24 protein-coding genes are annotated in these 23,741 nt (G+C 65.5%); 11 read left to right on the top strand and 13 right to left on the bottom strand.

The genetic code is table 11. The features are described from left to right. Position 1: 1 nt before the first annotated feature. Positions 2 to 2,122 (bottom strand): exopolysaccharide transport family protein, encoded by a 2,121-nt coding sequence (locus tag A3OK_RS0119910; protein WP_019906653.1) that lies wholly within the window; start codon positions 2,120 to 2,122, stop codon positions 2 to 4. 302 nt (positions 2,123 to 2,424) lie between these two features. Between A3OK_RS0119910 and A3OK_RS0119915 the strand changes: the two genes are divergently transcribed. Further along, positions 2,425 to 3,936, top strand: coding sequence for a hypothetical protein (locus A3OK_RS0119915; RefSeq protein ID WP_026597458.1), 1,512 nt, complete (start codon positions 2,425 to 2,427; stop codon positions 3,934 to 3,936). A 96-nt stretch (positions 3,937 to 4,032) separates the two neighbouring features. Here the strand turns inward: A3OK_RS0119915 and A3OK_RS0119920 are convergent, their stop codons facing one another. The 3 genes from A3OK_RS0119920 to A3OK_RS0119930 form a co-directional block, all read right to left on the bottom strand. Beyond that, positions 4,033 to 5,220 (bottom strand): NAD(P)/FAD-dependent oxidoreductase, encoded by a 1,188-nt coding sequence (locus tag A3OK_RS0119920; protein ID WP_019906655.1) that lies wholly within the window; start codon positions 5,218 to 5,220, stop codon positions 4,033 to 4,035. A gap of 199 nt (positions 5,221 to 5,419) precedes the next feature. Next, positions 5,420 to 6,736, bottom strand: coding sequence for a HAMP domain-containing sensor histidine kinase (locus A3OK_RS0119925; RefSeq protein WP_019906656.1), 1,317 nt, complete (start codon positions 6,734 to 6,736; stop codon positions 5,420 to 5,422). Positions 6,737 to 6,801: 65 nt separating this feature from the next. Further along, the gene (locus A3OK_RS0119930) at positions 6,802 to 7,470 is read right to left on the bottom strand and encodes a response regulator transcription factor (RefSeq protein WP_019906657.1); all 669 of its coding nucleotides are present in this window, start codon (positions 7,468 to 7,470) and stop codon (positions 6,802 to 6,804) included. A gap of 162 nt (positions 7,471 to 7,632) precedes the next feature. Between A3OK_RS0119930 and A3OK_RS0119940 the strand changes: the two genes are divergently transcribed. The 9 genes from A3OK_RS0119940 (at position 7,633) to A3OK_RS0119980 (ending at position 14,649) form a co-directional block, all read left to right on the top strand. Continuing rightward, complete coding sequence (locus A3OK_RS0119940; protein ID WP_019906659.1) at positions 7,633 to 8,295, top strand: hypothetical protein; 663 nt, start codon at positions 7,633 to 7,635, stop codon at positions 8,293 to 8,295. A gap of 73 nt (positions 8,296 to 8,368) precedes the next feature. After that, a complete protein-coding gene (locus A3OK_RS0119945; RefSeq protein ID WP_019906660.1) occupies positions 8,369 to 8,791 on the top strand; it encodes a hypothetical protein in 423 nt (140 codons plus the stop codon). A 205-nt stretch (positions 8,792 to 8,996) separates the two neighbouring features. Beyond that, positions 8,997 to 10,319 carry an MFS transporter gene (locus A3OK_RS0119950; RefSeq protein WP_019906661.1) on the top strand — a complete coding sequence of 441 codons (1,323 nt, stop codon included), beginning with the start codon at positions 8,997 to 8,999 and terminating at the stop codon, positions 10,317 to 10,319. 99 nt (positions 10,320 to 10,418) lie between these two features. Then, positions 10,419 to 11,546, top strand: coding sequence for a metallophosphoesterase (locus tag A3OK_RS0119955; protein WP_019906662.1), 1,128 nt, complete (start codon positions 10,419 to 10,421; stop codon positions 11,544 to 11,546). Between the two features lie 43 nt (positions 11,547 to 11,589). Beyond that, positions 11,590 to 12,858: an arsenic transporter gene (locus A3OK_RS0119960; RefSeq protein WP_019906663.1), complete on the top strand. Its 1,269-nt coding sequence runs from the start codon at positions 11,590 to 11,592 to the stop codon at positions 12,856 to 12,858. A gap of 33 nt (positions 12,859 to 12,891) precedes the next feature. Then, positions 12,892 to 13,338 (top strand): DMT family transporter, encoded by a 447-nt coding sequence (locus tag A3OK_RS0119965; protein ID WP_019906664.1) that lies wholly within the window; start codon positions 12,892 to 12,894, stop codon positions 13,336 to 13,338. A gap of 39 nt (positions 13,339 to 13,377) precedes the next feature. Beyond that, complete coding sequence (locus A3OK_RS0119970) at positions 13,378 to 13,824, top strand: DMT family transporter (protein WP_019906665.1); 447 nt, start codon at positions 13,378 to 13,380, stop codon at positions 13,822 to 13,824. A 306-nt stretch (positions 13,825 to 14,130) separates the two neighbouring features. Next, a complete protein-coding gene (locus A3OK_RS0119975; RefSeq protein ID WP_026597461.1) occupies positions 14,131 to 14,361 on the top strand; it encodes a hypothetical protein in 231 nt (76 codons plus the stop codon). Between the two features lie 18 nt (positions 14,362 to 14,379). Continuing rightward, a complete protein-coding gene (locus tag A3OK_RS0119980) occupies positions 14,380 to 14,649 on the top strand; it encodes a BrnA antitoxin family protein (protein WP_019906667.1) in 270 nt (89 codons plus the stop codon). 55 nt (positions 14,650 to 14,704) lie between these two features. On the opposite strand, the gene A3OK_RS0119985 is transcribed toward A3OK_RS0119980, so the two are convergent. The 9 genes from A3OK_RS0119985 to A3OK_RS0120015 all read right to left on the bottom strand — a co-directional run bounded on the left by A3OK_RS0119985 (position 14,705) and on the right by A3OK_RS0120015 (position 23,455). Next, positions 14,705 to 16,897 carry a PBP1A family penicillin-binding protein gene (locus A3OK_RS0119985; RefSeq protein WP_019906668.1) on the bottom strand — a complete coding sequence of 731 codons (2,193 nt, stop codon included), beginning with the start codon at positions 16,895 to 16,897 and terminating at the stop codon, positions 14,705 to 14,707. Between the two features lie 282 nt (positions 16,898 to 17,179). Next, on the bottom strand, positions 17,180 to 17,776 hold the full coding sequence (locus A3OK_RS24200) for a hypothetical protein (protein ID WP_155912080.1): 597 nt from the start codon (positions 17,774 to 17,776) through the stop codon (positions 17,180 to 17,182). Continuing rightward, positions 17,743 to 18,420, bottom strand: a complete 678-nt coding sequence (locus A3OK_RS24205) for a hypothetical protein (RefSeq protein WP_155912081.1) — start codon at positions 18,418 to 18,420, stop codon at positions 17,743 to 17,745. Before A3OK_RS24205 ends, A3OK_RS24200 begins: the two co-directional genes overlap by 34 nt. Then, the gene (locus tag A3OK_RS24210; RefSeq protein WP_155912082.1) at positions 18,420 to 19,211 is read right to left on the bottom strand and encodes a hypothetical protein; all 792 of its coding nucleotides are present in this window, start codon (positions 19,209 to 19,211) and stop codon (positions 18,420 to 18,422) included. Before A3OK_RS24210 ends, A3OK_RS24205 begins: the two co-directional genes overlap by 1 nt. A gap of 939 nt (positions 19,212 to 20,150) precedes the next feature. Beyond that, positions 20,151 to 20,783, bottom strand: a complete 633-nt coding sequence (locus tag A3OK_RS0119995) for a DNA-3-methyladenine glycosylase (RefSeq protein ID WP_019906669.1) — start codon at positions 20,781 to 20,783, stop codon at positions 20,151 to 20,153. Next, complete coding sequence (rnhA, locus tag A3OK_RS0120000; RefSeq protein ID WP_019906670.1) at positions 20,780 to 21,481, bottom strand: ribonuclease HI; 702 nt, start codon at positions 21,479 to 21,481, stop codon at positions 20,780 to 20,782. The genes A3OK_RS0119995 and rnhA overlap by 4 nt, the downstream gene beginning before the upstream one ends. 51 nt (positions 21,482 to 21,532) lie before the next feature. Further along, the gene (locus A3OK_RS0120005; RefSeq protein ID WP_019906671.1) at positions 21,533 to 22,180 is read right to left on the bottom strand and encodes an urea carboxylase-associated family protein; all 648 of its coding nucleotides are present in this window, start codon (positions 22,178 to 22,180) and stop codon (positions 21,533 to 21,535) included. Further along, positions 22,161 to 22,889, bottom strand: coding sequence for a guanitoxin biosynthesis heme-dependent pre-guanitoxin N-hydroxylase GntA (gene gntA / locus A3OK_RS0120010; protein WP_019906672.1), 729 nt, complete (start codon positions 22,887 to 22,889; stop codon positions 22,161 to 22,163). Before gntA ends, A3OK_RS0120005 begins: the two co-directional genes overlap by 20 nt. Before the next feature lie 290 nt (positions 22,890 to 23,179). Further along, positions 23,180 to 23,455 carry a hypothetical protein gene (locus A3OK_RS0120015; protein WP_196805456.1) on the bottom strand — a complete coding sequence of 92 codons (276 nt, stop codon included), beginning with the start codon at positions 23,453 to 23,455 and terminating at the stop codon, positions 23,180 to 23,182. A gap of 36 nt (positions 23,456 to 23,491) precedes the next feature. Here A3OK_RS0120015 and A3OK_RS23745 point away from each other — a divergent pair, with 36 nt between their 5' ends. Continuing rightward, on the top strand, positions 23,492 to 23,656 hold the full coding sequence (locus A3OK_RS23745; RefSeq protein WP_019906674.1) for a hypothetical protein: 165 nt from the start codon (positions 23,492 to 23,494) through the stop codon (positions 23,654 to 23,656). Positions 23,657 to 23,741 lie beyond the last annotated feature (85 nt).

The following is a 23,741-nucleotide window of genomic DNA, read 5'->3' on the forward strand; positions in this document are numbered from 1 at the left end:
GTCACGCCGCTGCCGCGTGGCGATCGACGAAGAGGCTGCCCGAGATCGGGCGACCCAGCACTTCCGAAATATCGAGGAGATCGAGGAGGTCGCGCTGACGCGTGGCGCCGTTCTTCGCCAAGACCAGCAGGCGGTCGCTGGCGGAGGCGAGCGGCCCGATCCGCAGGTTGCCGGTGAGCACGCCGCCATCGACGAGGATCAGGTCGAAGCTCGACTTGGCCGCGGTGAGAAACTGTTCGACGTTGCGGCGGCTCAGGGCTTCGCGCGATGCCTTGGCGGTGTCGCCGATGCCGATCCGAGCGGCGCCGCTCTCCGAATCCGCCTTGGCCGCCACCGCCATCTTGGCCTCACCGCGCAGGACCTCGATCAGGCCCGGCCCGGACGCCCCCACATCCGGCGCAGCATCGAGATCGGCCTCCACGAAGAGCACGCGTTCGCCGCGAGCGGTCGCCACCGCCGCGAGGAGGTGGATCGCCGAGCGTCGATCCGTCGTGTCCGAGGCAGCAGAGGTGACGAGCACGCTCAACGCCTGGCCCGACGGATGGATCTGGCCGCGGACGCTGGACAGTCGATCGAGAGTCAGGCTCGCGGCGACGCTGGCCAGACGCTCGCTGCCCGCCTTGAACTCTGGATAGGTGGCGACGACAGGGGTATGCGAGAGCCGCTCCATCTGACGCCGGGACAGGATTGTCGGGTCGAGATATTCGCGCACGAAGGCGAGGCCGGCTCCAAGGCCGAGGCCACTGATCAGGCCGCCGACGAACAGCAGGATGCGCAGGGGCCAGCTTCGCTCGGTGGGTGGGCGGGCCCAGCTGATGACGCGGGCATTGGTGGTGTCGATCCCGGTCTGTTCCTGGATCTCGCGGGAGCGGTTGAGGAAGTTGCCGTAGACGGCCCGGCTGGTATCCACCTCGCGGTCGAGTTCGCGCAGGCGGACCGAGGCCTCGCCGGTGACGATGCTGCCCCGCTTCAACTCGTCGAGGCTCGTGGTGAGCGCCTTCTCGCTGGCGGCCGCGCGCTGGTAATCCGTCTCCGCCGAGCGGGAGATGCGGTTCAGCTCCACCTCTGTCAGGCGCTTGACGTCCTGCATCTGGGTCCGCACCGCCTCGATATAGGGGTGGCGGTTCCCGAGTTGGGTGCGGAGATCCGCTTCCTTGCTCGCGAGTTCGGCATATTGGCTGCGCAGCCGCTCGATGACCGCGGACTGGATCGCCTCGGGCGTCGAATCCGGTCCGAACGCGGTTCCGCGCGCGTCCTTGATCTGTTGGAGCTTGGTGCGCGCTTCCGCAGTGCGGGCGCGCGCGGCAACGATCCGATTGTTGCTCTCGGCCAGCTGCTGCTCGCTGATCAGTCGCCCGCTCGCGGAGATCAATCCGTTGTCGGCCTTGAACTTCTCGACCTTGTTCTCGGCGATGTTGACGCGCTTTCGCAGGTCGTCGAGACGCGAGCCCAACTCCGCGGAGGCGCGCGCGGCCGCATCCGCACGGGAGGCGGTCTGATCCTTGAGGTAGGCGCTGGCGATGGCGTTGACGATCCGGGCGGCCTTGTCCGGGTCGCTCGCGGTGACGACGACATCCACCACGAAGACCTTGTCCGCACGCTTGACCGCGAGCTTGCGCCGGAGGGAGCGGACGGCCCGGGCTTCGGCGGCGGCATCGCTGTTGGAGGCCGCGCCTTCGCCCTGGAGGGTGCGGAGGGTCCAGCTGATGAAGCTGTTGCGGATACCTCCGAAATCCGGGTCGTCGAGCAGTCCCGCATCCACGACGGCGCGGGTCAGGACCGAATCGGATTCGATGACACGCGCCTGGCTCTCGACCTGAATCACGCCGCCATCGGGCGCCATGGCGACTGGATTGACGTCGTTCGTGACGATCTGCTTGTCACGTGGGTCGATGAGGATCTGGGCGGTGGCCGCATAGAGCGGCGGCGCCAGGAAGCCGTAGGCCAGCGCGATGATCGTCAGCAGCGCGGCGGTGCCGAGGACCCAGGCGCGGCGCACATAGAGGATGCGCCAGAGATCCCCGATCTCCGCGCTCTTGTCGGGCTCGGAGGGAGCCGTCCGGTCGATGCCGGTTCGACCGATCCAATCCGCCGCCGCGATGTGTCTATCGATCTGTGCCATCGGATGCTCGGGCCGTGGCCGGGAGGCAGCCCGTCCTTCACCGATAGGCATGAGCCGAATTCACTCACGATTCACCAACATCCGGTGCTTTTCCCAATCCCCCTCCCTGCCGCGTGGAACGTGGTTAACGCATCCTCAAGAACGGCCATTCGACGGCTTCAAAAGGGCGGTCGACACGGTGAAGGGTTTTTCAATCGAGCTGCGCTAACCCTATGAAACGAAGGGTGCGTCCCGCTATCGGACCGATCCCATCCGCCGACGGCTCTCGACCTCGGCTTTCGCTTGTCCGGGGACTGACGACGATGCGCCTGCGATTGAGGCTCGATGGACGGGCGCCCCGCCGCTGGCATCTCTGCCTTCTGGAGCGGATCGCGGCGCTGCCGGGGCTCGAGGTGGAGATCGACCGGTCTCCGGGGCCGGGCGGCCTGCCGGACAAGGCGGCTCTGCTGTTCCGCCTCGAATCGCTCCTGAACCGCCTGTCCCTCGACGGCCTGTCCGCGCTGGTGCCGGCGAGCGCACTTGCCGGCTATCCCGAACCGTCCTCGGCGGCATCCTGCATCCTCGATCTCTGCGGCGATGCCGTGGGGGGCCCAACGCTGCCGGTCTGGCGCCTGAGCTTCGATGGAGTCGCGGGAGAGGGCGCGCTCCTCGCCGCGCTCCTCGCAGGCCGATCGCCCGTGGGGGCTCTCTCCACGGACGGCAGGATTATCGCCTCGGGGCGCTTCGGCGCCGAGGATCGCGGCACCATGCTCACCGCCTTCGAGGACGGCTTGGTCCGCAGTATGACGCTCATCGTCGGCGCGCTGTCGGGCGCCCGTCCGCTTCTCAAAGAGGGCGGTCCAGTCTCGCCCGACGCACCTCTCCTCACGGTGAAGACAATCGGTACCCGTGCCGCCAAGATGGCGGTACGGATCATCATCCGGCGCCTGTACTACCTGTGCTATCGCGCTCCGCATTGGCGCGTCGGCTGGCGCCGGGTGACCGGCCCCGATCTCGTCGATCTGCGGGCGCATCCCTCATCGGGCTGGCGCGACCTGCCGGATGACGGCCTTCGATTCTACGCCGATCCGTTCGGGATCGAGCATGAAGGCCGCACGATCCTCTTCGTCGAGGATTTTCCGCATGCCACGGGCAAGGCGCTGATCTCGGCGGTGGCCTTCGATGCGAACGGCCCGATCGGGACGCCTGTCCCGGTCCTCGAAGAGCCGTATCACCTGTCCTATCCATTCGTGTTCGAGCGTGAGGGATCGTTCTGGATGATCCCGGAAAGCTGCGCCAACGGCACGGTCGACCTCTACCGGGCCACCGCTTTCCCCGGCGGATGGGTCAAGGAGGCGACGCTGCTGCGAGGCGTCACCGCCAGCGATCCGACCCTGCTGGAACGAGATGGCCGCTGGTGGATGTTCGCGACGGTGCGCGATCAGGCTGCCGATGTCGGGGGCGGCCCGGTTCTCGGCTCCTACCACGACAGCCTGCACCTCTGGTCGGCCCCGGATTTTCGCGGTCCGTGGACGCCGCATGCGCGCAATCCGGTTCTCATCGACATCGGTTCGGCGAGGCCCGCCGGGCGTATCGTGGAGCGCGACGGCGGATTGATCCGCCCTGTCCAGGATTGCCGCCTGGGTTATGGCGACGCGCTGGCGCTGGCGCGGATCGACCGCCTCGACGACGAGGGTTACGCGCAGACGGTCGAGACGATCCTGCGATCGGGACCGCTGTTTCCCGGCACCCGTCTCCACACCCTTAACCGCACCTCGACCTTCGAGTTCATCGATGGCTCGGCCCGCTCGCCGCGCTGGCGGAAGGCACGATGATCGCGCGTCCCGGCGCCCTCCCGGACGCCGGACGCACAAGAGCAAGGTGAATCGGGACGGACGGCGTGCAACGCCGCCGGAGGATGTCTTCGCGCGTCAGACGGTCTTGGTTCGCCCGATGGCGGGCCGGCGCGGCTTGGCGAGGCGCGTCCGCAGGAGGTGGAGGGCATAGAGGCCATAGCGGCCGACGCGGTTTCGCAGGCGTCGTACGATCCACGTGGCGCCCTGTCCGATCGTGATCTCGCGGGCATAGAGGCTCGCCTGGAGGCACTGCTCGTCGGAAGCGCGCTTGACCGGGTCGGCGTAGAATTCGGCGATCTTGTCCTTGCCCATTCCCGGGGTGGCGAACCAGCGCGGCAGGTGTTCCGTGCAGAGCCGGTCGACGTCGGTGAGCACTTTGCCGATCCCGGTTCCCGGGATCGGGCAAGGGGTCAGGAAGGCATCGCCCAGGAGGATGACCCCATCGCGTTCCGCATCGGCCGCATGGACGATGTCGATCGGCCGCATCTCCACCGGCCCGGTGACGCCGAGATTTGGACACAGGCGGGCGAGTCCAGGCATGGCCTCCCGTAGGAGCGCCTCGGGGGATTTGCGGAATTCCTTCACCCACGGATCCGAGGGCTTACGGTAGACGAAGAGATTGGCCCGCATCGTCGCGCCGATCGGAAAGAGCGTGACATAGGCCACGGCGCTTCCCTTGCCTTCGCCGTAATAGGTCAGGGATTCGAATCCGAAGGACGAGGGTGGAGCCGCCATATCGAAGCCGAAGCAAAGGGAATGCTTCTCGCTCACCACCGTCTTGCCGATGCCGACCTTGCGCCGGAGGACGTCGCCGAGGCCGGTGGCCAACAGGACCAGCCGCGCCGTGCGCACGCTGCCATCGGCGAGGGTGACCGTCTGCCGCTCCGGCCCGGTCTCGATCTCGGCCACGCGTCCAACCAGCAGGGGTGACGAAGCGGGCAGGGCTCCGCGCAGGTCGTTGATGAGGGCTGTATAGTGGACGCCGTATTCGCGCACGGCATGGCGCGAGAAGAGATGGCCGAAGCGCGAGATGCAGACCTCGTCGACGGGCGTCGTCGCCGCACGGGCGAGTTCACCGAAGCCGAGCTTCTCGAACAGGTCCATCTGTGGCACACCGAGCTTCTCCGCCCTGAAATCGGGAGGATACACCGCATGGGTATCGATGATCGCCGTGTCGTAGCCCGCCTTCGCGAGCGCGATGGTCGCGGTGGTTCCGGCAAGGCCGGCCCCGATGACGATCACGTCGTGATGGATCTCAGACATCCGTCGTCTCCCGCCCGAGCCAAAATAGAACACCCGCGCCCTCTTGCCGTCCCGTCGTGGCACGGGTCCGATGCGGATGCGGTACTGGTCAACCGGTCTTTGCAGGGGATATGCCGCCCACGCCGTTCCATTCAAGGAGCATGGCCAGCTTAAGAATTTCGTGCCGTGAACGGTGGCAATTCGATTCACGCAGCTCAACTCAGGCAGGCAGGTCGAGCCGCGCGCGAAGACCGTGGAAGGTTCCGCGGTCGAGCCGAAGCGAACCTCCGTAGAGTTCGGCCAGCTCCGTGGTGATCGACAGGCCGAACCCGTGGCCCGGCACGGTCTCGTCGAGGCGGCCGCCGCGACCGAGAGCCCTGACAGCTGCATCCTCGTCTAGGCCCGGCCCATCGTCCTCCACGGTGATGGCGACGCCGTGCCCGGAAAAGGCGGCCGCGACTCGAACCCGCGCCCGGCACCAGCGGCAGGCATTGTCGATGAGGTTGCCGAGCATTTCGTCGACATCCTGACCGTCGCAGGCCACGGCGATGCCGTCCGCCACCTCCACCGTGAAGGCGATGCCCTTGTCGGCGTAGAGCCGTGCGAAGGTAGCCCGAAGGTCGGCCACCGGCGCGGCCAGAACGGTCCGTTCGCGGGCGCCGCCGCCGAGGGCGGCGGTACGGGCGCGGCGCAGATGATGGCGGATCTGTCCATCCATGCCCGCGACGAGGGTCGAAAGCCGACCGTCCGGGTCGCGCTCCGCATCGCCGAGGGCCATGGTCAGGGTGGCGAGGGGGGTCTTCAGCCCATGGGCGAGGTTGGCCACATGCATGCGTGCGCGTTCCAGATTCGCCGCGTTCTGGGTCAGCAACGCGTTCACCTCGCGCACGAGGGGCCTGATCTCCGCCGGTTGTTTCTCCGGCACTTGTGCAGACCGGCCCGCGCGAATCTCGGCGAGGTCTCGGCGCAGGCGTTCAAGCGGCTTCAGGCCGAGGCGTACCTGCGCGACGAGGCCGGCGACGAGGCAGAGACCGAGCACGGCGAGGATCAGCGCCAGGGTGAGGCTCGCCTCCCTGACAGGACCGCGCAAGGCCGCCATCGGCGCCGAGGCGACGATCGTCGTCGGGCCGGCCCCGGCCTCGGCCGGGAGGGCGAGGATGCGCAGGATGACGGCGTTGCCCCAGGGGTCGACACCATCCGCCGGTCGGGGCCGGTCGCGATGCGGACCTTTGTCATCCGGTCTGCCATCCTCGGGGATGAGTAGGTCTCGTCCTTCAAGGGACCCGGAGCGCAGGGTCGCGTCGCCTTGACGAACCTGCCAGAACCAGCCGGACCTGTCCCGGTCGAAGGGCGGCCCGTCGAGGTTGCGTCTGAGCGAGATACGGCCGTCGCGCCCGCGTTCCAGGCTGGAGGCGATGGCGACGATCTGGCTGTCGAGGCGGCTGTCGAGCTGGCCACGGACGAAGCGATGCAGGATGAAGCCGATGGCGATGCCCGCCACCACGAGGGCCACCGTGACCAGGACGAGGGCGGCCACGATCAGGCGCCTCTGCAGGGAGCCGGGATGTGGGTATCCTGGGCCGTGCCGAGGTTTCGGCGGTGTCACGACGCTTCCCCCGGCACGAGTTGATAGCCGTGGCCGCGCACGCCTTCGATCCGGGCCGGCGCGATCTTGCGGCGAAGGCGCGTGATGATTACCTCGACCGAGTTCGAATCGACTTCGGCATCGCCGTCATAGACCCGCTCGATCAACTGGCCGCGGGGCACCACCCCGTCCTTGCGCAGGATCAAGCACGAGAGCACCCGCCATTCGAGCCCGGTGAGCTTCAGGGGCAATCCGTCCCGCTCGAACGTGCCGAGGCCGGCATCATAGGTGAGCGGCCCGCATACGATGCGGTTGGCACCATGAGCCGAGGCGCGTCGCACCAGGGCTCGCAGGCGGATGACGAGTTCCTCCACGCGGAACGGCTTGACGAGGTAATCGTCCGCCCCCGCCTTGAAGCCCGCCACCTTGTCGCTCCAGCCGTCCCGCGCGGTGAGGATCAGCACCGGCAGGGTCCGTCCGGCCGCTCGCCACGCCTGGAGCACGGAAACGCCGTCGCGCTTCGGCAGGCCGAGGTCGAGCACCACCGCATCGTAGGTCTCGGTCTCGCCGAGATGCTGGCCGTCCTCGCCGTTGACCGCGTGGTCGAGGGCGAAGTTCTCGGCGCGCAGGGCCTTGGCGATCTCGGCGGCGAGCGCCGCATCGTCCTCCACCAGCAGCAGCTTCATCAGGGTCTCGGTCCTTGGCGCGGATCTGCGGCATGAGGGAAGTCAGGCGCCTACGCGCTGAGCTTTAACCGGGGCTGAACCGCACGGTTCAGACCGGGTTGGAAGCGCGAGCCTAGAACGGCGTCAACCCGAAAGGGGATCTGTTTCAAGGACATCGACATCATGACGACCGAGAAGACCATCGACGGGACCGCCACCGAGATGCAGCGCCCGGCCTCCGCCACCCAGCGCCGCTCACGCCGTGGCTGGATCGTCGGGGCCATTGCCGCTCCGCTGGCATTCGGCGCCGTCGGCCTCTCGCTGGCGCAGAATTCCGGTGTGACCCTCACCCCCGTCGCACCGACATCCATCGCTCAGCTGTCTCCCTCCGCCGCCATTGCCGCCAAGGGCGAGGTCGCCGAGATTTTTGGCAACAAGTTCGTCGTTCAGGACGGTTCCGGCCGCGCCCTGGTCGAGACCGGTAAGGCGGGTGAGGACGGCGCACTCGTGACCAAGGGCGAGGCCGTGACGGTGCAGGGCCGGTTCGAGAACGGCTTCCTCCACGCCACCCTCCTCACCCGCGCCGATGGAAAGACGGTGGTTATCGGCCCGTCTCGCGGACCGAAGCCCGGCGGTCTCGATTGGGCGAAGGACAAGGTCGGCCTCTGGCCTGCCGTCGACGCCCCCGCGCTGACTGCGAAGGTCGAGGCGGCAGGCTATTCCGACATCCGCGTCATCGGACGCGGGCCGCGCCACCTCGAGGTGGCCGCCAAGGGGCAGGACGGTCGCGAGCGCCAACTCCATGTCGGGTTCGACGGCGACATCCGCGAGAAGCGCTCCTTCTGAAGACCCGCATCTCCTTCTCCGAACCGTCGGAGGAGGAGACATCAGGTCGCCTTTCATTTCAGGACCAACCGACATGACACGCAACGCTACCGCCACCGGCACCATCTGGGCCGTATTCGGCCATCGCCTCTCGCTGGAGGGCCCCGACGGGAAGGTTCTCGTCGATCTCGGCCCGAAGGCCGTGGAGGGGCTGGCTCTCACGGTCGGAGAGACCGTCACCGTCGAGGGTGAGCGGACGCCCTGCGAGATCAAGGTCTCAAGGCTCGTCCGCGCCGACGGGACGGTTCGCATCATCGAGCGGCAGGGCAAGGGTCATGGTCCCGGCGATCCGGAAGCGGCCCTGCGCGTGGCGCTCGCTGCGGGCTACCGCGTGGAGGGAATGCCGGTCCGCAAGCCGAAGCATTTCGAGCTGCGCGGGATCCGGGACGGCGCGCCTTTCGAAATTCATGTCCATGACGATGGCTCGATCCGGAAATCGAAGTCTCTGGCAGGATAGAACCGCCGTATACCAGATGAGGAATACAGCCCCGACGTTGCTTGTCGCGGCAGCACTGCAATGCTCACGCAGAATTTAATCCCGGCCGAGGAACATTCATTTCAGGCTGGGGTTTGCTGCTCCGATCGATGGGACGTCTCGGCCTGTGAGCCCGCGACATTCGGCGATCGGTCCAATTCCTGACAGACCCTGAAAGATCGATCGGATGACGAGCGTCAACGCCGCCGGACAAGATCGTGTGCGTGCCCCGTCGCAGCGGACGCTGCGCGGGCTCGATGCCCTGAACTTCTTCCTCGCCGACGTACGCGATGGCTTGGGCCCCTACCTCGCCATCTACCTCATCGCCGTGCGCGGCCCGGACCAGGGCTGGAACGAGGCGACGACGGGAATGATCATGACGATCGCCGGCATTGCCGGACTGATCGCTCAGACGCCGGCCGGAGCCCTGATCGACCGGACCAACCACAAGCGCGCCATCGTCATCGCCGGCGCGCTGGCGGTCACGGCAAGCTGCCTGCTGCTGCCCTTCGTCACCAATTTCTACCTCGTGGCCGCGACCCAGTCCGTCGCCGGCATCGCCGGAGCGGTATTTCCGCCGGCTCTGGCCGCGATCACGCTGGGTATCGTCGGGCCGAAGATGTTCTCCAAGCGCATCGGCCGCAACGAGGGCTTCAACCACGCCGGTAACGCGGTCTCCGCAGGCATCGCCGGCGCGACAGCCTATTTCTTCGGACCCATCGTGGTGTTCTGGCTGATGGCCGTCCTCGCGGTTCTGAGCGTCGGGGCCATGCTGATGGTGCCGGCCAAGGACATCGACGACGACCTCGCACGCGGCCTCGACGAGAAGGCAGGCCAGGATGGCGAGCAGGCCTCCGGGATCAAGGCCCTGCTGCAGAACCGCACCCTGATGCTGTTCGCGCTGCTGGCCGCGATCTTCCACCTTTCCAATGCGGCGATGCTGACATCGGTGGGACAGTTGCTGACCAGGCTCGCGGGGAAGGAAAGCGCGACGTCGCTCATCTCGGTCTGCATCGTGGCCGCGCAGTTCGTCATGGTGCCGGTGGCGGTCTTCGTCGGCGCCAAGGCCGACGCGATCGGGCGCAAGCCGATCTTCCTCGTGGCCTTCGGCGTGCTCGCCATCCGCGGCGTGCTCTACACCTTCTCGGACAACCCGTTCTATCTCGTCGGCGTGCAGCTCCTCGATGGGATCGGTGCCGGAATCTACGGTGCGCTCTTCCCCATCGTCGTCGCCGACCTGACGCGCGGCACGGGACGGTTCAACGTCTCCCAGGGTGCGGTCGCCACCACCCAGGGACTCGGCGCTTCGTTCTCGGCGACACTGGCCGGTCTCATCATCGTGTCGGCGGGCTATTCGACGGCCTTCCTGGTCCTGGCCGGCATCGCCGCCCTGGGCTTCGTCCTCTACCTGATCGCCATGCCGGAGACCTACGGATTCGAGCCGCCGACGTCGGCGTCGAAGCCGCCGAGCGCCGGCGACTCGGAGGAGATGGCGGTCTCCCCGGCCTGACAGGCTTCCGCGAGCCACATCGAACCACCGAACGTCCACGCCATCCGGGTCCGTCCGGACCGACGCTCGCGCCATGCCGGGCGATTCTGGAGACATGCCGTGACAGATACCTTGAGCGGACGGGACGACATCCTCGCCTTCGCCCATATCGGCGACCTGCATCTCACCGAGGGGCATCGCGAGAATGCCCGCGACTTTCTCGCCATCGTCGCGCAACTCGGCGCGGTCGAGGGGCTCGATTTCGCGTACCTGCCCGGAGACAACGCCGATAACGGGCTGCCCGAGCAATATGCCCTCGTCCGTGACGGCCTCGCCGGCCTCCCGTTCCCCGTCCATGTCATCACCGGCGATCACGACATGGAAGGCGGCAGCCTCGATGCGTTCTATGCCGGTCTCGACGCTCGGCGCTTGCCCTACGCGATCGACGTCTCCGGCATTCGCTGCCTCTTTCTCGACATGTGCGGCCCGGGAACGGGCGGACCGGATTTCCGCCTCGGCGACGCCCAGCTCGCCTGGCTGGAAGGCGAGATTCAGGTGGCCGAGCGCGACGGCCTCGATTGCGCGCTGTTCATGCACAGCTACCCCGCCGACCTGAAGGGCGACGGCGAGGCCTCACGCATCGGTCATCTCGTCTCGCAATCCCGCGTTCGCCTCGTGGAGATGGGCCACACCCATTACAACGAGCTCGCCAATGACGGCCGCACCATCTTCGCGGCCACGCGCTCCACCGGTCAGATCGAGGAAGGACCCGTCGGCTATGCCATCGCCGCCATCGATCGCGGCGTGGTGAGCTGGCGCTTCAAGGAACTGGCCCAGCCCTGGCCCTTCGTCCTCGTCACCGCCCCGGCCGACCGGCGCCTTGCCCATGACGACGCGCATGTGGTGCGCGACGCGGTCGAGGTCCGGGCGATCGTCCTCGGCGAAGCGTCGATCACCGCCTGCGAGGTCCGCGTCGACGACGGGCCGTGGCAGGTGATGACCCGTGCGGAGGGCGACAGGCGCTACCGTGCGTCGATCCCCTGGGATGCAGCCTGCAACCGACTGACGGTGCGGGCCACTGACGCGGCCGGCGGCACCGGGCAGGATGTCGTCGAGCCCGCCACCGACCGCACCGAACGTGCCGTCTCGAAGGGCATCGGCAGCGATGCGGATTCCATCGGCGCCTGGCCTGAGAAGGGCCTCCTCGGCACGCAGCTCGGTCCCAACCGAAACGGCCGCCACTGGTAGCCTTCGCGCTGTTCCTCCGTCCCAGACAGGATTTCGCTTCCCCATGTTCGCACTCCCCGTGACGCCGCATCTCGCGACGTGGATCATCGCCGGATTGGCCACCCTCGGGGTCATCACGAGGCCCTTCTCCTGGCCGGAACCCGTCTGGGCCGTGCTCGGTGCCGGCGCGCTCCTGGTCCTCGGCCTGATCTCGCCGGACGCGGCCTGGGACGGCGTGCGGAAGGGGACGGATGTCTACCTCTTCCTCATCGGCATGATGCTGCTGGCCGAGATCGCCAGGAAGGAGGGGCTGTTCGACTGGCTCGCCGGCATCGCCGTGCGCCAGGCCAAGGGGTCGGCGACGCGGCTGTTCCTGCTGGTCTACATCGTCGGCACCCTGGTCACGGTGTTCCTCTCCAACGATGCCTGTGCCGTGGTGCTGACGCCGGCGGTCTATGCCGCGGCGAAGGCGGCGGAGGCCGAGCCGCTGCCCTATCTCTTCATCTGCGCCTTCATCGCCAATGCGGCGAGCTTCGTGCTGCCGATCTCGAATCCGGCGAACCTCGTCGTCTACGCCGCGCATATGCCGCCGCTGACGGAATGGCTCGCCCGGTTCGCGCTGCCCTCGGTCCTGGCGATCGTCGCGACCTACATCGTCCTGCGCCTGACCCAGAATTCCGTGCTCAGGCAGCAATTGCTCGCCAAGGACATCCAGGCGACGCCGCTCTCGGGTACCGGCAAGGTCGCCGGTCTCGGCATCGTCGCCACCGCCGGGGCGCTCATCGCCGCCTCGGCTTACGACCTCGAACTCGGCCTGCCGACCTTCATCGCGGGGCTCGCGACCACGCTCCTCGTTCTCGCGATCAAGCGCGGCGGTGCCGTCGAGGTCGTCAAGGACGTGTCGTGGGGCGTGCTGCCCCTGGTCGCCGGCCTGTTCGTGCTGGTCGAGGCGCTGGAGAAGACCGGCGTCCTGACCATGATCGCCGATCACTTGAAGCAGGCGGCGCAGGCCTCGCCCGACGGCGCGGCCTGGGGCGGGGGCACGCTGGTGGCGGTTCTGTCCAACCTCGTGAACAACCTGCCGGCGGGCCTGATCGCGGGCGCCGCTGTGCAGCAGGCCGATGTCTCGCAGAAGATCGCCGGTGCGATCCTCATCGGTATCGATCTCGGCCCCAACCTGTCGGTGACGGGATCTCTGGCGACGATCCTGTGGCTCACCGCCATCCGCCGCGAAGGCGAGGATGTCGGCTTCTGGCGCTTCCTCAAGCTCGGCCTGCTGGTGATGCCGCCCGCCCTGCTGCTGGCGCTGGCCGGCCTCCTTCTCGTGCCCTGAGCCTTTCCCCCTCTCATTCGAGGACGATCCGATATGAACGCGGCCCTGCTCTATCCCTTCATCCTGGTCGCCGGCGCGCTTCAGGCCGCCGGCAATTCCATGAATGCGCGCCTGCGCGTCGCCTTCGTCAATCCGTGGCTTGCGGCGACCGTCTCGTTCTCGCTCATCGTCTTCGTCTTCGTCACCCTGTTCGTGGTGATGCCGACGCCGCTGCCGAGCCTGGAGCAACTCGCCGGCATGCCGTGGTGGGCGCCCCTCGGCGGGCTGGCCGGCGCGGTGGCCGTGTTCGGCGGCCTCGCCTTCGTCGACAAGGTCGGGGCCGGGCCGTTCAACGGGCTGCTCATCACCGCCAACATCCTGACCTCGCTCGCCATCGATCATTTCGGCTGGCTTGGGATGCAGGCGAATCCGCAGGGCCTTCTCCACCTCCTCGGCGGAGCCCTGATGGTGGCCGGCATCGTCCTCATCGCCCGGTTCTGACCTCGGCCGGCACACGCATCGACGGGAGATCCAAACCTCATGACCGGCCCCTTGTTCTATCCCTTCATTCTCGGCGCGGGTGCCCTCCAGGCGATCGGCGTCACCATGAACGCTGCCCTGCGCGGTGCCCTGGTCAATCCGTGGCTCGCGGCCGCGGTGTCGTTTCTCCCCATCGTCTTCGTCTTCGTGGCGATGCTCGTGATCCGCCCCGTGCCACTGCCGACCCGCGACGACCTCGCGCGCATGCCGTGGTGGGCGCCGCTCGGCGGCATCGCCGGGGCGGTAGCGGTGTTCGGTGGGCTGCTCTTCGTCGACAAGGTCGGCGCCGGTACGTTCAACGGGCTGCTCATCACCGCCAACCTCCTGACCTCGCTCGCCATCGACCATTTCGGCTGGCTCGGGATGCGGGAGCACCGCGCCGGCGGTGGCCGGCTCGCCGGCGCCGTGCTGATGGTGGCCGGAATCGTCCTCATCGCGGCGTTTTGACGGGGAAATCTGTTGTTTTTCCTCGTTAGGGCCGCCGTGCCTCCTTGGCCGAGTTCGCTTTCCGGCCTTCGGTCGTGCTATGCCCCCACGATCCCGCCTGAAGACGGTCCCGTGCGAAGGGTGTGTGGATCACCCTCCCTTGCCGCCGATCGCGGGTATGCATCCCGGCCGGCATCCGTTCGATCATCGACGTCACGCACTCGGCGAGTGGGCACCAGCGGTTTTCTCATCCGCTAACGCCCCGCCAGTGCCGGTTGATATGGTCGATCGGAGGGGGCGAGGCGAGGGTAGCGAGGAAGGATGACGATGAGCGACGAAACCGACGCCAGGACCCGTTCCGAGGAGCGCGCCGAGCGCGCCGAGCGGATGGCCAAGGAAGGCGCCCAGGCAATGGCCGAGCATCTGCAATCGGTGAAGGCGATCGACGAGCGCACCGTGAAGCTGCGCGCGCTTCGTCTCGCCAAGGAAGCCGCCGATGCCGAGGCCAAGGCTGCCGCTCCTCCGCCCGCCCCCAAGCGCAAGCGCTCCGCGAGCTGAGCCGGAAAGCCCCGACCCATGGCATTCGATCGGACCCGTCGCGCCAGCGACCCCCGCCAGGCGGCTGAAGCCGCGTTCAAGGCCGCCACGACGAAGGCGCCCGAGGCCTCCAAGCCCGACGCCCCCAAGGCTGCGGAACGCGCGCCCTCCGCGCCGCTCACCCCGCCCGGCGCCCGCGAAATGGTATCTCTGCGCATCGACCGCGCCGTGCTGGAGCATTTCCAGAAGGACGGTCCCGGTTGGCAGGACCGCATCAACGCCGCGTTGAAGGGCGTCGCGGGACTGTAAACTACGTGTTTACGCTCGGATCGAGTTCATCGTGAGCCGCCCTTAGAGGGCTAACTCACTCCCCCACCCCGAACAGCTTCTCCAGAAAATTCCGGTCGTCCTGGCTCGGGCCGCGGGCGCGCTGGTTGGCGGCGACGCGCGGGGGCGGGGCGGCGGATGGGGGTTCGCCGAGCAGCGCGCCGATCAGGCCGCCCGGCGTGGTGCCGGTGGTGGCGGGGACATCCGCCGGGCCGCGATTGCGCCAGTGGTTGGAGCCCGGCAGCATGGTCGGCGTCTGACCCTTGAGGGCCACGCTCATATAGGTCTTCCAGATCTCGCCGGGCAGGTTTCCGCCCGAGACCTTCTTGGTGGATTCGCCGTCGTCGTTGCCGAGCCAGACGCCGGTGACGAGGGTCGAGGAATAGCCGATGAACCAGGCATCGCGGAAATCCTGGCTGGTGCCGGTCTTGCCGGCCAGATCCCAGCCCGGAACCTCGGATTTCTTCGCGGTGCCGGAGACGAAGGTCTCGTGCATCATCGCGTTCATCATCGAGACCGTGTTGGCGTCCATCACCCGGCCGAGATTGCTGTCCTTGCGCTGGTAGAGCACCTTGCCCGCATTGCTCTTCACGTTGGCGATGACATAGGGAATCACCCCCGTGCCGCCATTGGCGAAAGCGGCGTAGGCGCCCACCATTTCCAGCGGTGTCACCTCCGAGGTGCCGAGCGCCAGGGAGCCGTTGGCCTGGAGCGGCGAGGAGATGCCGAGGCGCTGGGCCGCCTGCACCACCGCCTTGGGACCGACTTCCTGGCCGAGGCGCACCGCCACGGTGTTGAGCGAGAGCGCCAGCGCCTCGCGCAGGGTCACCGGCCCGCGATAGTCACGCGAGTAGTTCTCCGGATTCCAGCCCTTGATGCTGATGGGCGCGTCGTCGCGCACGGTGTCCGGCGTCAGCCCGCGCTCCACGGCGGCGAGATAGACGAACGGCTTGAACGACGAGCCCGGCTGGCGCTTGGCGGTGGTCGCCCGGTTGAACTGGCTCTGGGCGTAGTCGCGTCCGCCGATAAGGGCGCGGATGGCGCCGTCCGGCTTCATCGAGACCACGGCGCCCTGGGCCACGTTGTAGCGCGCGCCCTTCTGGTTCAGCTCGTCCACGAGGGCCTTCTCGGCCGCACCCTGAAGGCGGGTGTCGACGGTGGTGGTGACGACGATGTCGGTGTCGAATTTCGGCAGGAAGTCGTCGAGCACGTCCATGACGAGGTCGGCGACGTAGCTCGCCGAGCCGCCGCCGCGGCTGCTCGCCGGACGCGCCGGTGTGGCCAGAGCCAGCTTCGCGTCGGCGGGTTTGGCGAAGCCCAGCTCCTCCATCGCCGCGAGAACCTGGGCCGCGCGGGCCTGCGCCGCGGGTAAGTTGCGGTTGGGCGCAAGCCGCGAGGGTGCCTGGACGAGACCGCCGAGCATGGCCGCTTCCGCCAGCGTCACCGCCTTGGCGGGCTTGCCGAAATAGCGCTGCGCCGCGGCCTCGACACCGTAGGCGCCGGCACCGAAATAGACCCGGTTCAGATAGAGTTCGAGAATCTCGTCCTTGGTGTAGCGGTGCTCCAGCCACAGGGCGAGGATCGCCTCCTGGATCTTTCGCGAGGCGGAGCGCTCGGGCGTCAGGAACAGGTTCTTGGCGAGCTGCTGCGTCAGGGTCGAGCCGCCCTGCGAGACGCCGCGACGGGTGATGTTCTGGCCGATGGCGCGGGCGATGCCGACCGGGTCGACGCCGAAATGGCTGTAGAAGCGCCGGTCCTCGATCGCCACGAAGGCGCGCGGCAGGTAGGGCGGCAATTCGCCGATGCTCACCACCCGGCCTCCGGTCTCGCCGCGATTGGCCAGAAGCGAGCCGTCGCTGGCGAGGATGGCGATGTTGGGAGGCCGCTTCGGCACGGCGAGCTGATCGATCGGCGGGAGCTGCGAGGCGTGGTAGGCCACGAGCCCTGCGATGGCGATGACGCCCCAGAGGCCGAGCACGAGCGTGCCGTAGACGAGACTGCCGAGGAACGAGCGACGGCGCGCCTTGCGCGCGGGTGCCTTGATCCGCGCCGAAGGGCGCCGTGGGACTTCGCCCTGGCCATTGCTGCTCGTTGCGCGCTTGCCCACACCACCTCCGGCGCGATCGTCGCCGTTGAGCCGCAGGTTGAGATCGCCGCGCCCTCCGATGCGCCCTTCCGGCACGTCGAAGTTCGGCTCCTCCCTCCCGCTACCCTTGCGTCCGTTCGCCATGCGTTCCGTCTGAACCTGTGAGCCCCTCGCGATTCGAGAGGCTCCGGTTCCGCACGGTAAATACGGCGGGTTTAAGGGTTCTTAACCGTCGCAGGTTGCTCGACAACCGCTTATACGGCCTCCAATGAGGCCCACCACGCCAGTCACCTGACTAAGGTGATGGCCCGGCTGACGACTGTCTTTGATCACCATGACAGCAGGGAGACCCCACCGCCTCAAGTCTCGCGCTGACGTGCCGAATAAAAAAATATAACATATTAGATCCGCAATTCGGCGCAAGCTTTACAGCACGACATTCTGATTGGCAGGAAGCGACGGGAGCTCGAGTCTTGCCACCAAATCAGCATGACTTTTGTCAGTGCTGCATATATGACGTTGTGGCCCCCTCAATTTGCTGTTGAGCTTTATGAGTAAATCACCGCGAGCATCCCGCAATTGAGTTTGTGTTTTGTTCGTGTTCGCTATGAATTGTATTTCTGAGTGACTGGGCTCGCTGTTTTCTGGCGAAAGTACCACCTGAACTGAATATTCGTCCTGAGAAATATCAAGCACCGTGGAGACTTCTATTTCATAATAACCACAGTAGAAAGAACGATTCTGGATAGTCCCATCAATGCCCCATTTTTGAAACATCCGCACATTCTTGCGGCTTGCCGTGCGGCATCCGTACTGATGCACTTCGTCCTCTGTTGCGAGAAGCGAGCGCGGAACAACTGAAATAGCGTAGTCAGGTTTGCTGACTTTGGTAATATTTTCAAACCTCATCAGAGCATTTTTTGAAAACACCCCGTCATCAACAAAATGAATTGGATAAATAACGCATCGAGCGATCACATCATCTTGCGTTATATGATCGAGTTGGATTGCTTGACCCGCCACCGCTGTCCACCCAAGGCTTGAACTAAAACAGATGCTTGCTGTTCATCCCTCATATCGAGATATAAAGGGTCGCCATACTCAACATGAACGCCATGGTCTTTAAGTCGAGCAATATAGCTGTCGTAAGTGACATACCTTGTCGAACTATAGGATTCCCACTCGAAAATTAATGCATCTCCACCGTGCGGAAAGATCCGTGGCGCTGGAACCCGAAAATCGCTAAGGAACGCCAGAAATTCAAGTGAGGAGGATACGGTGTGCTCGTCCGTGAAGTACGGATCGTCCTCATCAAGCGCCGATAGCCCCCTGATGGTTGCTTGAAGCTTTCGGTACAAGTGCTCCCTGGTAAATAGGTCTGCACTGTTGCTTGGTGTTGAATTTGAAGTTCTGCCGGGGATCGCACTTGATGCCGAGTTTTTCAAACTAGGAAGACTGAGTGATGACGCTTGAAGGGGGGCAACTGAAATTGTTAGCCCTGCAACGAATACAGCCGCAAGCACGGATCGATTTTGACCGGTTGTAGTTGTGTTTTCGTGAGACACTACAGGATGCGGGAAAGAAGTGTTTTGCGCGCCATTCGTCGGCAGGTCCGGGAACAGCATAATGGTCGGCTGTCTTCCGACTGCGTTTTCATAGCCAAGCATTACAGCAATCCTGCGGGGGAATTGGCTAGATTTAGCTTTTTCATTTCCTCGGAAAGCTCCGTAAAGAGCGCATCCTGCTCTGGCGCAGAAATCTTTCTTGCCAAAATCGAATGAGTATTTAAATCGATACGCAGTCCAGCAGCGAAGGACTCTTTTATTTGCATGCCGGGAGCGCCCATGGAAGAAGCTACGCCAGGGAACAAGCCTGCAGCAGGCAGCTGCGCATTAAAGACATAAGTCTGCACAACAACAGTGTTCCAATTAAGGACTCTGTTCATTTGCATGTCGCGGAGGCTTTGCATTGGCCTGCGGATGTTCATTTGAAATACGAGATCGACCGTATCTTCTGTGATGCTTGGTTGGTTAAGTATTGTTGCAAGTTCGTGGTTTGCCTCCGCAACATTTGAGGTTGGCTGCGCAAAATCGCCGACAAAAGCTAGTCGACTGCTTTCCCCAATTAGCGATGTAGCTCTGATCGCCATGTTTATGATGTGATCTATCGCGGATGAACCATCCATCAGCGGCATGCCCTGATCGGGAGGGATGGCGGGAGGCGCTGGGGTGATTGCGAAGTCAACACGGTTTGCTTGAAATGTCGTTTGATAGTTGTAGCGTCCATCCTGGCCTGTCAGAGTCCAGACCTGACCACCTGCAGGCTGCGGAGCCTGGCCCATTTGCTGGCCCTGCGGGACCATGTTGGTCAGTGCTTTGAACAACGTTTCGCGATCGACGGAGAGCACTCCATCAAAGAACCAAACGACTGTTAAACCGTGGGGATTCCAAGCCGGCATAGACTGACGCTCTCACATGGGCGAACGGGTTCCCCGCTCGCAATCATCGCCTGTAGCAGAATGCACCCTTGCCTTTCAAATCGGTTGATGCCTGAGGAGATAAGGGTTGTCCCACCATCTTCCAACGCCTGCCTGCGAACCAATGGCTTGGCTGTACCTTTTAATCACTGACGCTGCCCGTTCCGGCGCGGAGACAGCGCGGAACGAGTCTGAATGATTTCAATGACTTGAGCTTGAAGGGTTCTTAGCCGACCTCGAATTCAAGCGCCTGAAATCATGGAAGAATTTTTGCCCATGTGTTTCTCGTGGGATTGTTGGCGCGCGAATTGGTGGGAAACCGCTATTGTTTCCCCGCGAACAAATCAGTCACCACACCGAGCGCCCGACGTTCGTCCCGTCCCTCCTTCGGGGCCGCTGCGGAGGCACGTCACGGATCGTGTCGCAACGCCGCGTATTCGCGCCTCACGTGGACACGCATCCTCCTCAATGAAAAAATTAAACGCCTACGCCACATGCACGACGTCTCGTCCATCGAGGCAATACGGACATCGGCGTGCTTGGGGTCGTTAGAAGCTTAGCGCTTTCCATTCTGGCCGCACGCGCGTCGTTGCTTGGCGGTTATTGGAATTCGCGCCCGTCGAGGTGGCGAGTTCATTCGTGTGCGACGAGTATTGAACCGATTTGGCCGACGCCGATTGTCCTTCCAGCAATGGCAACCGTTGTGAAGGACATCGCATGATCCCGATTTTCCTCTCGAGCTTGATCGGCGCGCCTGTCGCTGCCGCCGTGTTTGCAAGCCATGGCGCGATTGATGCGCTCCTCGCCGCCCCTCTCGGAGGCAGCCTCGCCGCTATCGTCACGGCGGCGTTCTTCGCGAATCGGCGGAGCAACCCGGCTCGCCGACGGCTCGCGCCGATGACGCCGCCGCAGGCGCGTTTCTCAACGACGTGGCGTGCTGCAGCTCACGGATAACGTTGACGCTAAGGCCGCCCGGCTCGCTCCAGCCACAGTCGAGGCGTGGCTGGAACCCGGCTTGCTGAGATAGCGTGAACCCGCCAGCAGGAAGCGCCAGGGCGTTTCCGCTCCTTTCGTGATCCCGATGCGCCGGTCGGCCTGAACCTCCGGCACCGTCGTTCGTGGCTCAATCGCGAAGGGATGCCGGTCGAGAGGAAGGCCGTCATGGATGATGGTCACGGCGAGAGCTTGGCATAGACGGCCCGGTCCTGCGCAGAGGAGGCGCAGGGCGTCGCGCCCGCGTCGCTCCCGCATGGTCTCGATGCCGTCTTCCGGCTCGATGGCGCGGATCAGGACCGCGCTTCCCGGCTCGCAAACCAAGTTCAGGCACCAATGCATGCCGTATGATCGGTAGACATAGGCATGCCCCGGTGGCCCGAACATGCTGGCGTTGCGTTTGGTCTGCCCATTGAAACTGTGGGAGGCCGGGTCGGTCCGGTCATAGGCCTCGGTCTCGACGATGAGGCCGCCTATGCCGGCGACCAGCAGGCGGCACCCGATCAGGTCGGCAGCGACCAATGCCGCCGGCCGCGCGTAAAACGTCGAGCCGAGGCTCACGGTTTTGCGGAACCGCTATCGAGCGTCCTGGCGATGCCGTCCGGCCCGAGCTTCAGCGCCACCCGGATCGCCCGCTCGACATAGGCCTGCGGCGTCTGCCCAGCGAGCTTTGCCGCCCGCGACACGTCGAGGCCGAGGCCGAGATCGATCGCCACCTGGGTCGTGCGGGGAGACGGGGCTGCTGGTTGCACGACATCGGGCGGCGGCACGACAGGCGCCTGGACCGGTTCGCCGCGCGGTGCCAACCCGAGCGCCTCGCGTCGCCCCTGCGCCGCCAATCTGTCGGCGCGTTCGTTGCCGACATTGCCGGTATGACCGCGGACCCAGGTCCAGCGCACGTCCCGGGCCGCGTTGAGGGCATCGAGTTCCTGCATCAACTCGACGTTCTTCACCGGCCCCGTGCTGGTGCGCCAACCCTTCGCCTTCCAGCCGCGCATCCATTCGGTGACCGACTTGATGACGTATTGGCTGTCGCACCGCATCTCGATCGCGGCACCGGCGGGAAAATGCGACAGCGCCCGGATCGCCGCGGTCAGCTCCATCCGATTGTTGGTGGTGGCGCGGTCGCCGCCGCAGAGCTCGACCTTGCCTTCCGGCCCCTCGATCACGACGCCCCAGCCGCCTGGGCCGGGATTGGGATCGCAACCGCCATCGGCATAGGCGACGGCGCGGGTGAGAGCGGGTTTGGCGGTCGTCATGACGCTAATCTCATGTCCAGGGCAGCGCGGCCCCTAGCACGAGCCGACGGTTCAGGGCGATTGCCGTTGCGCATAAGCAGGCCGGATCTCGTACTGGATCGGCTTGAACGCATTGTTGTTCGATTGCAGGGCCGAGCAGGCGGTGAGCCCGATGATCAGATCGGTCTCCGCTTCGAACGTCACGTGGTCGCCAGCCCGGCTCCAGGGCGGCTCGACCTTCAACTCGCCGGTCTCGCCGTTGACCACGACGTTCATGAAGACGTTGAAGGCGACCGGGATCCGGTCCGGCTCGATACCATAGGGTGCGAGTGCGGCAGCCAGGTTGCCGAAGCAGCCTCGGTGCGGATGCTCATCGCCATAGATGATGCGGAAGGTATCGGCCGAGCACGGGGTGAGCAGGAAATCGTGGCGGCCCACCGTATCCTCGACGATGCGCAGAAGAACGTTGGAGCGGTTGGAATAGATCGGGTCGCCCGTCGTCAGGTAGATGCGGCTGGCGTAATCGAGTGTGCGGCCGGACGAGATGACTTCGTCGCGATCTGCGCGGGAGAAGGCCAGGAGATCGGCGACCTGCTCGCCCATCGGATCGATCACGGTGAGCCGGTCGCCTTTCCCGAGTTCGAAAGCGACGCCGCTGCGGGGCGCGATCTCCCGGCGCTCCACCGGGGGGAGGGTGGTTTCAGGCTGCATCGCGGCCATCCCGGGCGACGGAATCGTTGGTCCTGGTCTCCAGCTCACGTCCCCTGAACGGACAGATCCAATCCCCGTCGACGGCGCGGCCGCTATATTGGCGTGCTTCCGATGTCTCGCCATGGCGTGCCAGCATCGGATTCATCGAACCAGCGAGAGCCTCGTCGCGGGCGAGGATGGCCGAACGCAGGCCTTCGTAGCGGCCTTCCTGCCGCAGCTGTTCGAATTGGGCGCGGACGTTGAACACCAGAACAGGGTGTGAGAAGCGCCTTGCCGGCCGGCTCGCTCCGGGATGCATGCCGACGAGAAAGAACGCCTCGCCGCCGAAGGACAGCGAGAAGTGAGGGTCGTCCGGGTCTGCCCGCACGCGCTCGTCATAGCGCTGGCCGAGGAAGACGTCCTTGTCGGACAGTGATTGCACTCTCTCCCACAGGCTCCGCTCGAACTGTTCCTCCGATTGGGGCGCAGCCGCCTCGAAGACGACGGCGAAGCTCTGAAACAGTGTCGGGTTCGCCCTGTAGCGGCAGATGAAGGCGAGAAGCGCCGGATAAATCCGTGTGTCATCCCAACCGGAGGTGATATCGCGAGCCACGAGAACCTTCAGCTGCCCCTTGGCGAGCGCCGACTTCGCGCCGACGCAGGGGAAGGGTTGGCTCTTGATGAAGGCGTGGAATTCCTGCGCGAGCGGATGCCCGGCATCGTCGGTTGGAAACAGCATGGGACTCCAGATCGTCGTCGGTCGGGGCTCCGGGGCGAAGCTCGATGGGCCGCGTACCGTGAGGGACATGGCCAACCGCTCACGGCCTGCGAGGTTCCTCGTTCTGCCGAGTCTGAATGTCGCCATCCACAGCTTTGGCCGTGCCGCAGGAAGACGAGCGGTGGATATTCGGCGTCTAAAAATAAACTATGTCAGTACAGTTCCATACGGTCCAAAAGAGTTGCCGTTTTGATCGTCGCGAGACTTCTTGTCACGGTGCTGGCGTAATCGCCGTGGGGCGTTCGGGACGGCTATATATAGGCCGAGGCCAGGTCTGGCGAATGCGACAGGACATGCACCGGGATTTCGAGCGATTGCGCGATCTCGGCGCGGCTGGCGATGCCGCCGAGGCAGATCCGCACAGCTTCCGGCGCTTCGCCCGCGGCGAGGAATGCGTCGCTCGCCACCGTGCCGATCCCTGCCGCGCGAGCTTGGCGCGCGAAGGCCGAGCGGGTCCAGCCCTCGGGCAGTGCCAGCCAGATGTGGAAGCTGGCCGGGTCGGTGGTCACCCCTTTGTTCCCCAGCATCTCAGCGGCGATGGCCTGCCGATCCACACACGCGGCGTGACCTCGGTGGACGGGCTCTACTTCGTCGGCCTGCCCTGGCTTCGCACCTGGGGGTCGGTCCGCTTCTCCGGCATTGCCCGCGATACGGCCTATCTTGCCGAACGGGTCGTCGAGCTCCGCGCACAGATGTCCGCCGAGGAGCGGCTATCGCTCGCGAGTTGAGGAGAGGGCATCTCCCCCCCCCCAAGGCCTTCGACGCGTCGTATTCAATGACGCCAGCACTTCATCGTCCGGTCGGGCGCCGAGG

Origin of the sequence: Methylobacterium sp. 77, from assembly GCF_000372825.1 — a bacterium.
In the GTDB taxonomy this organism is placed as follows: domain Bacteria; phylum Pseudomonadota; class Alphaproteobacteria; order Rhizobiales; family Beijerinckiaceae; genus Methylobacterium.

Excerpts from the sequence above, each read along its gene's own strand:
- A3OK_RS0119910 (WP_019906653.1), bottom strand. The coding sequence starts at position 2,122 with ATGGCACAGATCGATAGACACATCGCGGCGGCGGATTGGATCGGTCGA.
- A3OK_RS0119915 (WP_026597458.1), top strand. The coding sequence starts at position 2,425 with ATGCGCCTGCGATTGAGGCTCGATGGACGGGCGCCCCGCCGCTGGCAT.
- A3OK_RS0119920 (WP_019906655.1), bottom strand. The coding sequence starts at position 5,220 with ATGTCTGAGATCCATCACGACGTGATCGTCATCGGGGCCGGCCTTGCC.
- A3OK_RS0119930 (WP_019906657.1), bottom strand. The coding sequence starts at position 7,470 with ATGAAGCTGCTGCTGGTGGAGGACGATGCGGCGCTCGCCGCCGAGATC.
- A3OK_RS0119940 (WP_019906659.1), top strand. The coding sequence starts at position 7,633 with ATGACGACCGAGAAGACCATCGACGGGACCGCCACCGAGATGCAGCGC.
- A3OK_RS0119945 (WP_019906660.1), top strand. The coding sequence starts at position 8,369 with ATGACACGCAACGCTACCGCCACCGGCACCATCTGGGCCGTATTCGGC.
- A3OK_RS0119950 (WP_019906661.1), top strand. The coding sequence starts at position 8,997 with ATGACGAGCGTCAACGCCGCCGGACAAGATCGTGTGCGTGCCCCGTCG.
- A3OK_RS0119960 (WP_019906663.1), top strand. The coding sequence starts at position 11,590 with ATGTTCGCACTCCCCGTGACGCCGCATCTCGCGACGTGGATCATCGCC.
- A3OK_RS0119965 (WP_019906664.1), top strand. The coding sequence starts at position 12,892 with ATGAACGCGGCCCTGCTCTATCCCTTCATCCTGGTCGCCGGCGCGCTT.
- A3OK_RS0119970 (WP_019906665.1), top strand. The coding sequence starts at position 13,378 with ATGACCGGCCCCTTGTTCTATCCCTTCATTCTCGGCGCGGGTGCCCTC.
- A3OK_RS0119975 (WP_026597461.1), top strand. The coding sequence starts at position 14,131 with ATGAGCGACGAAACCGACGCCAGGACCCGTTCCGAGGAGCGCGCCGAG.
- A3OK_RS0119980 (WP_019906667.1), top strand. The coding sequence starts at position 14,380 with ATGGCATTCGATCGGACCCGTCGCGCCAGCGACCCCCGCCAGGCGGCT.
- A3OK_RS0119985 (WP_019906668.1), bottom strand. The coding sequence starts at position 16,897 with ATGGCGAACGGACGCAAGGGTAGCGGGAGGGAGGAGCCGAACTTCGAC.
- A3OK_RS24205 (WP_155912081.1), bottom strand. The coding sequence starts at position 18,420 with ATGCTTGGCTATGAAAACGCAGTCGGAAGACAGCCGACCATTATGCTG.
- A3OK_RS24210 (WP_155912082.1), bottom strand. The coding sequence starts at position 19,211 with ATGCCGGCTTGGAATCCCCACGGTTTAACAGTCGTTTGGTTCTTTGAT.
- rnhA (WP_019906670.1), bottom strand. The coding sequence starts at position 21,481 with ATGACGACCGCCAAACCCGCTCTCACCCGCGCCGTCGCCTATGCCGAT.
- A3OK_RS0120005 (WP_019906671.1), bottom strand. The coding sequence starts at position 22,180 with ATGGCCGCGATGCAGCCTGAAACCACCCTCCCCCCGGTGGAGCGCCGG.
- gntA (WP_019906672.1), bottom strand. The coding sequence starts at position 22,889 with ATGCTGTTTCCAACCGACGATGCCGGGCATCCGCTCGCGCAGGAATTC.
- A3OK_RS0120015 (WP_196805456.1), bottom strand. The coding sequence starts at position 23,455 with ATGCTGGGGAACAAAGGGGTGACCACCGACCCGGCCAGCTTCCACATC.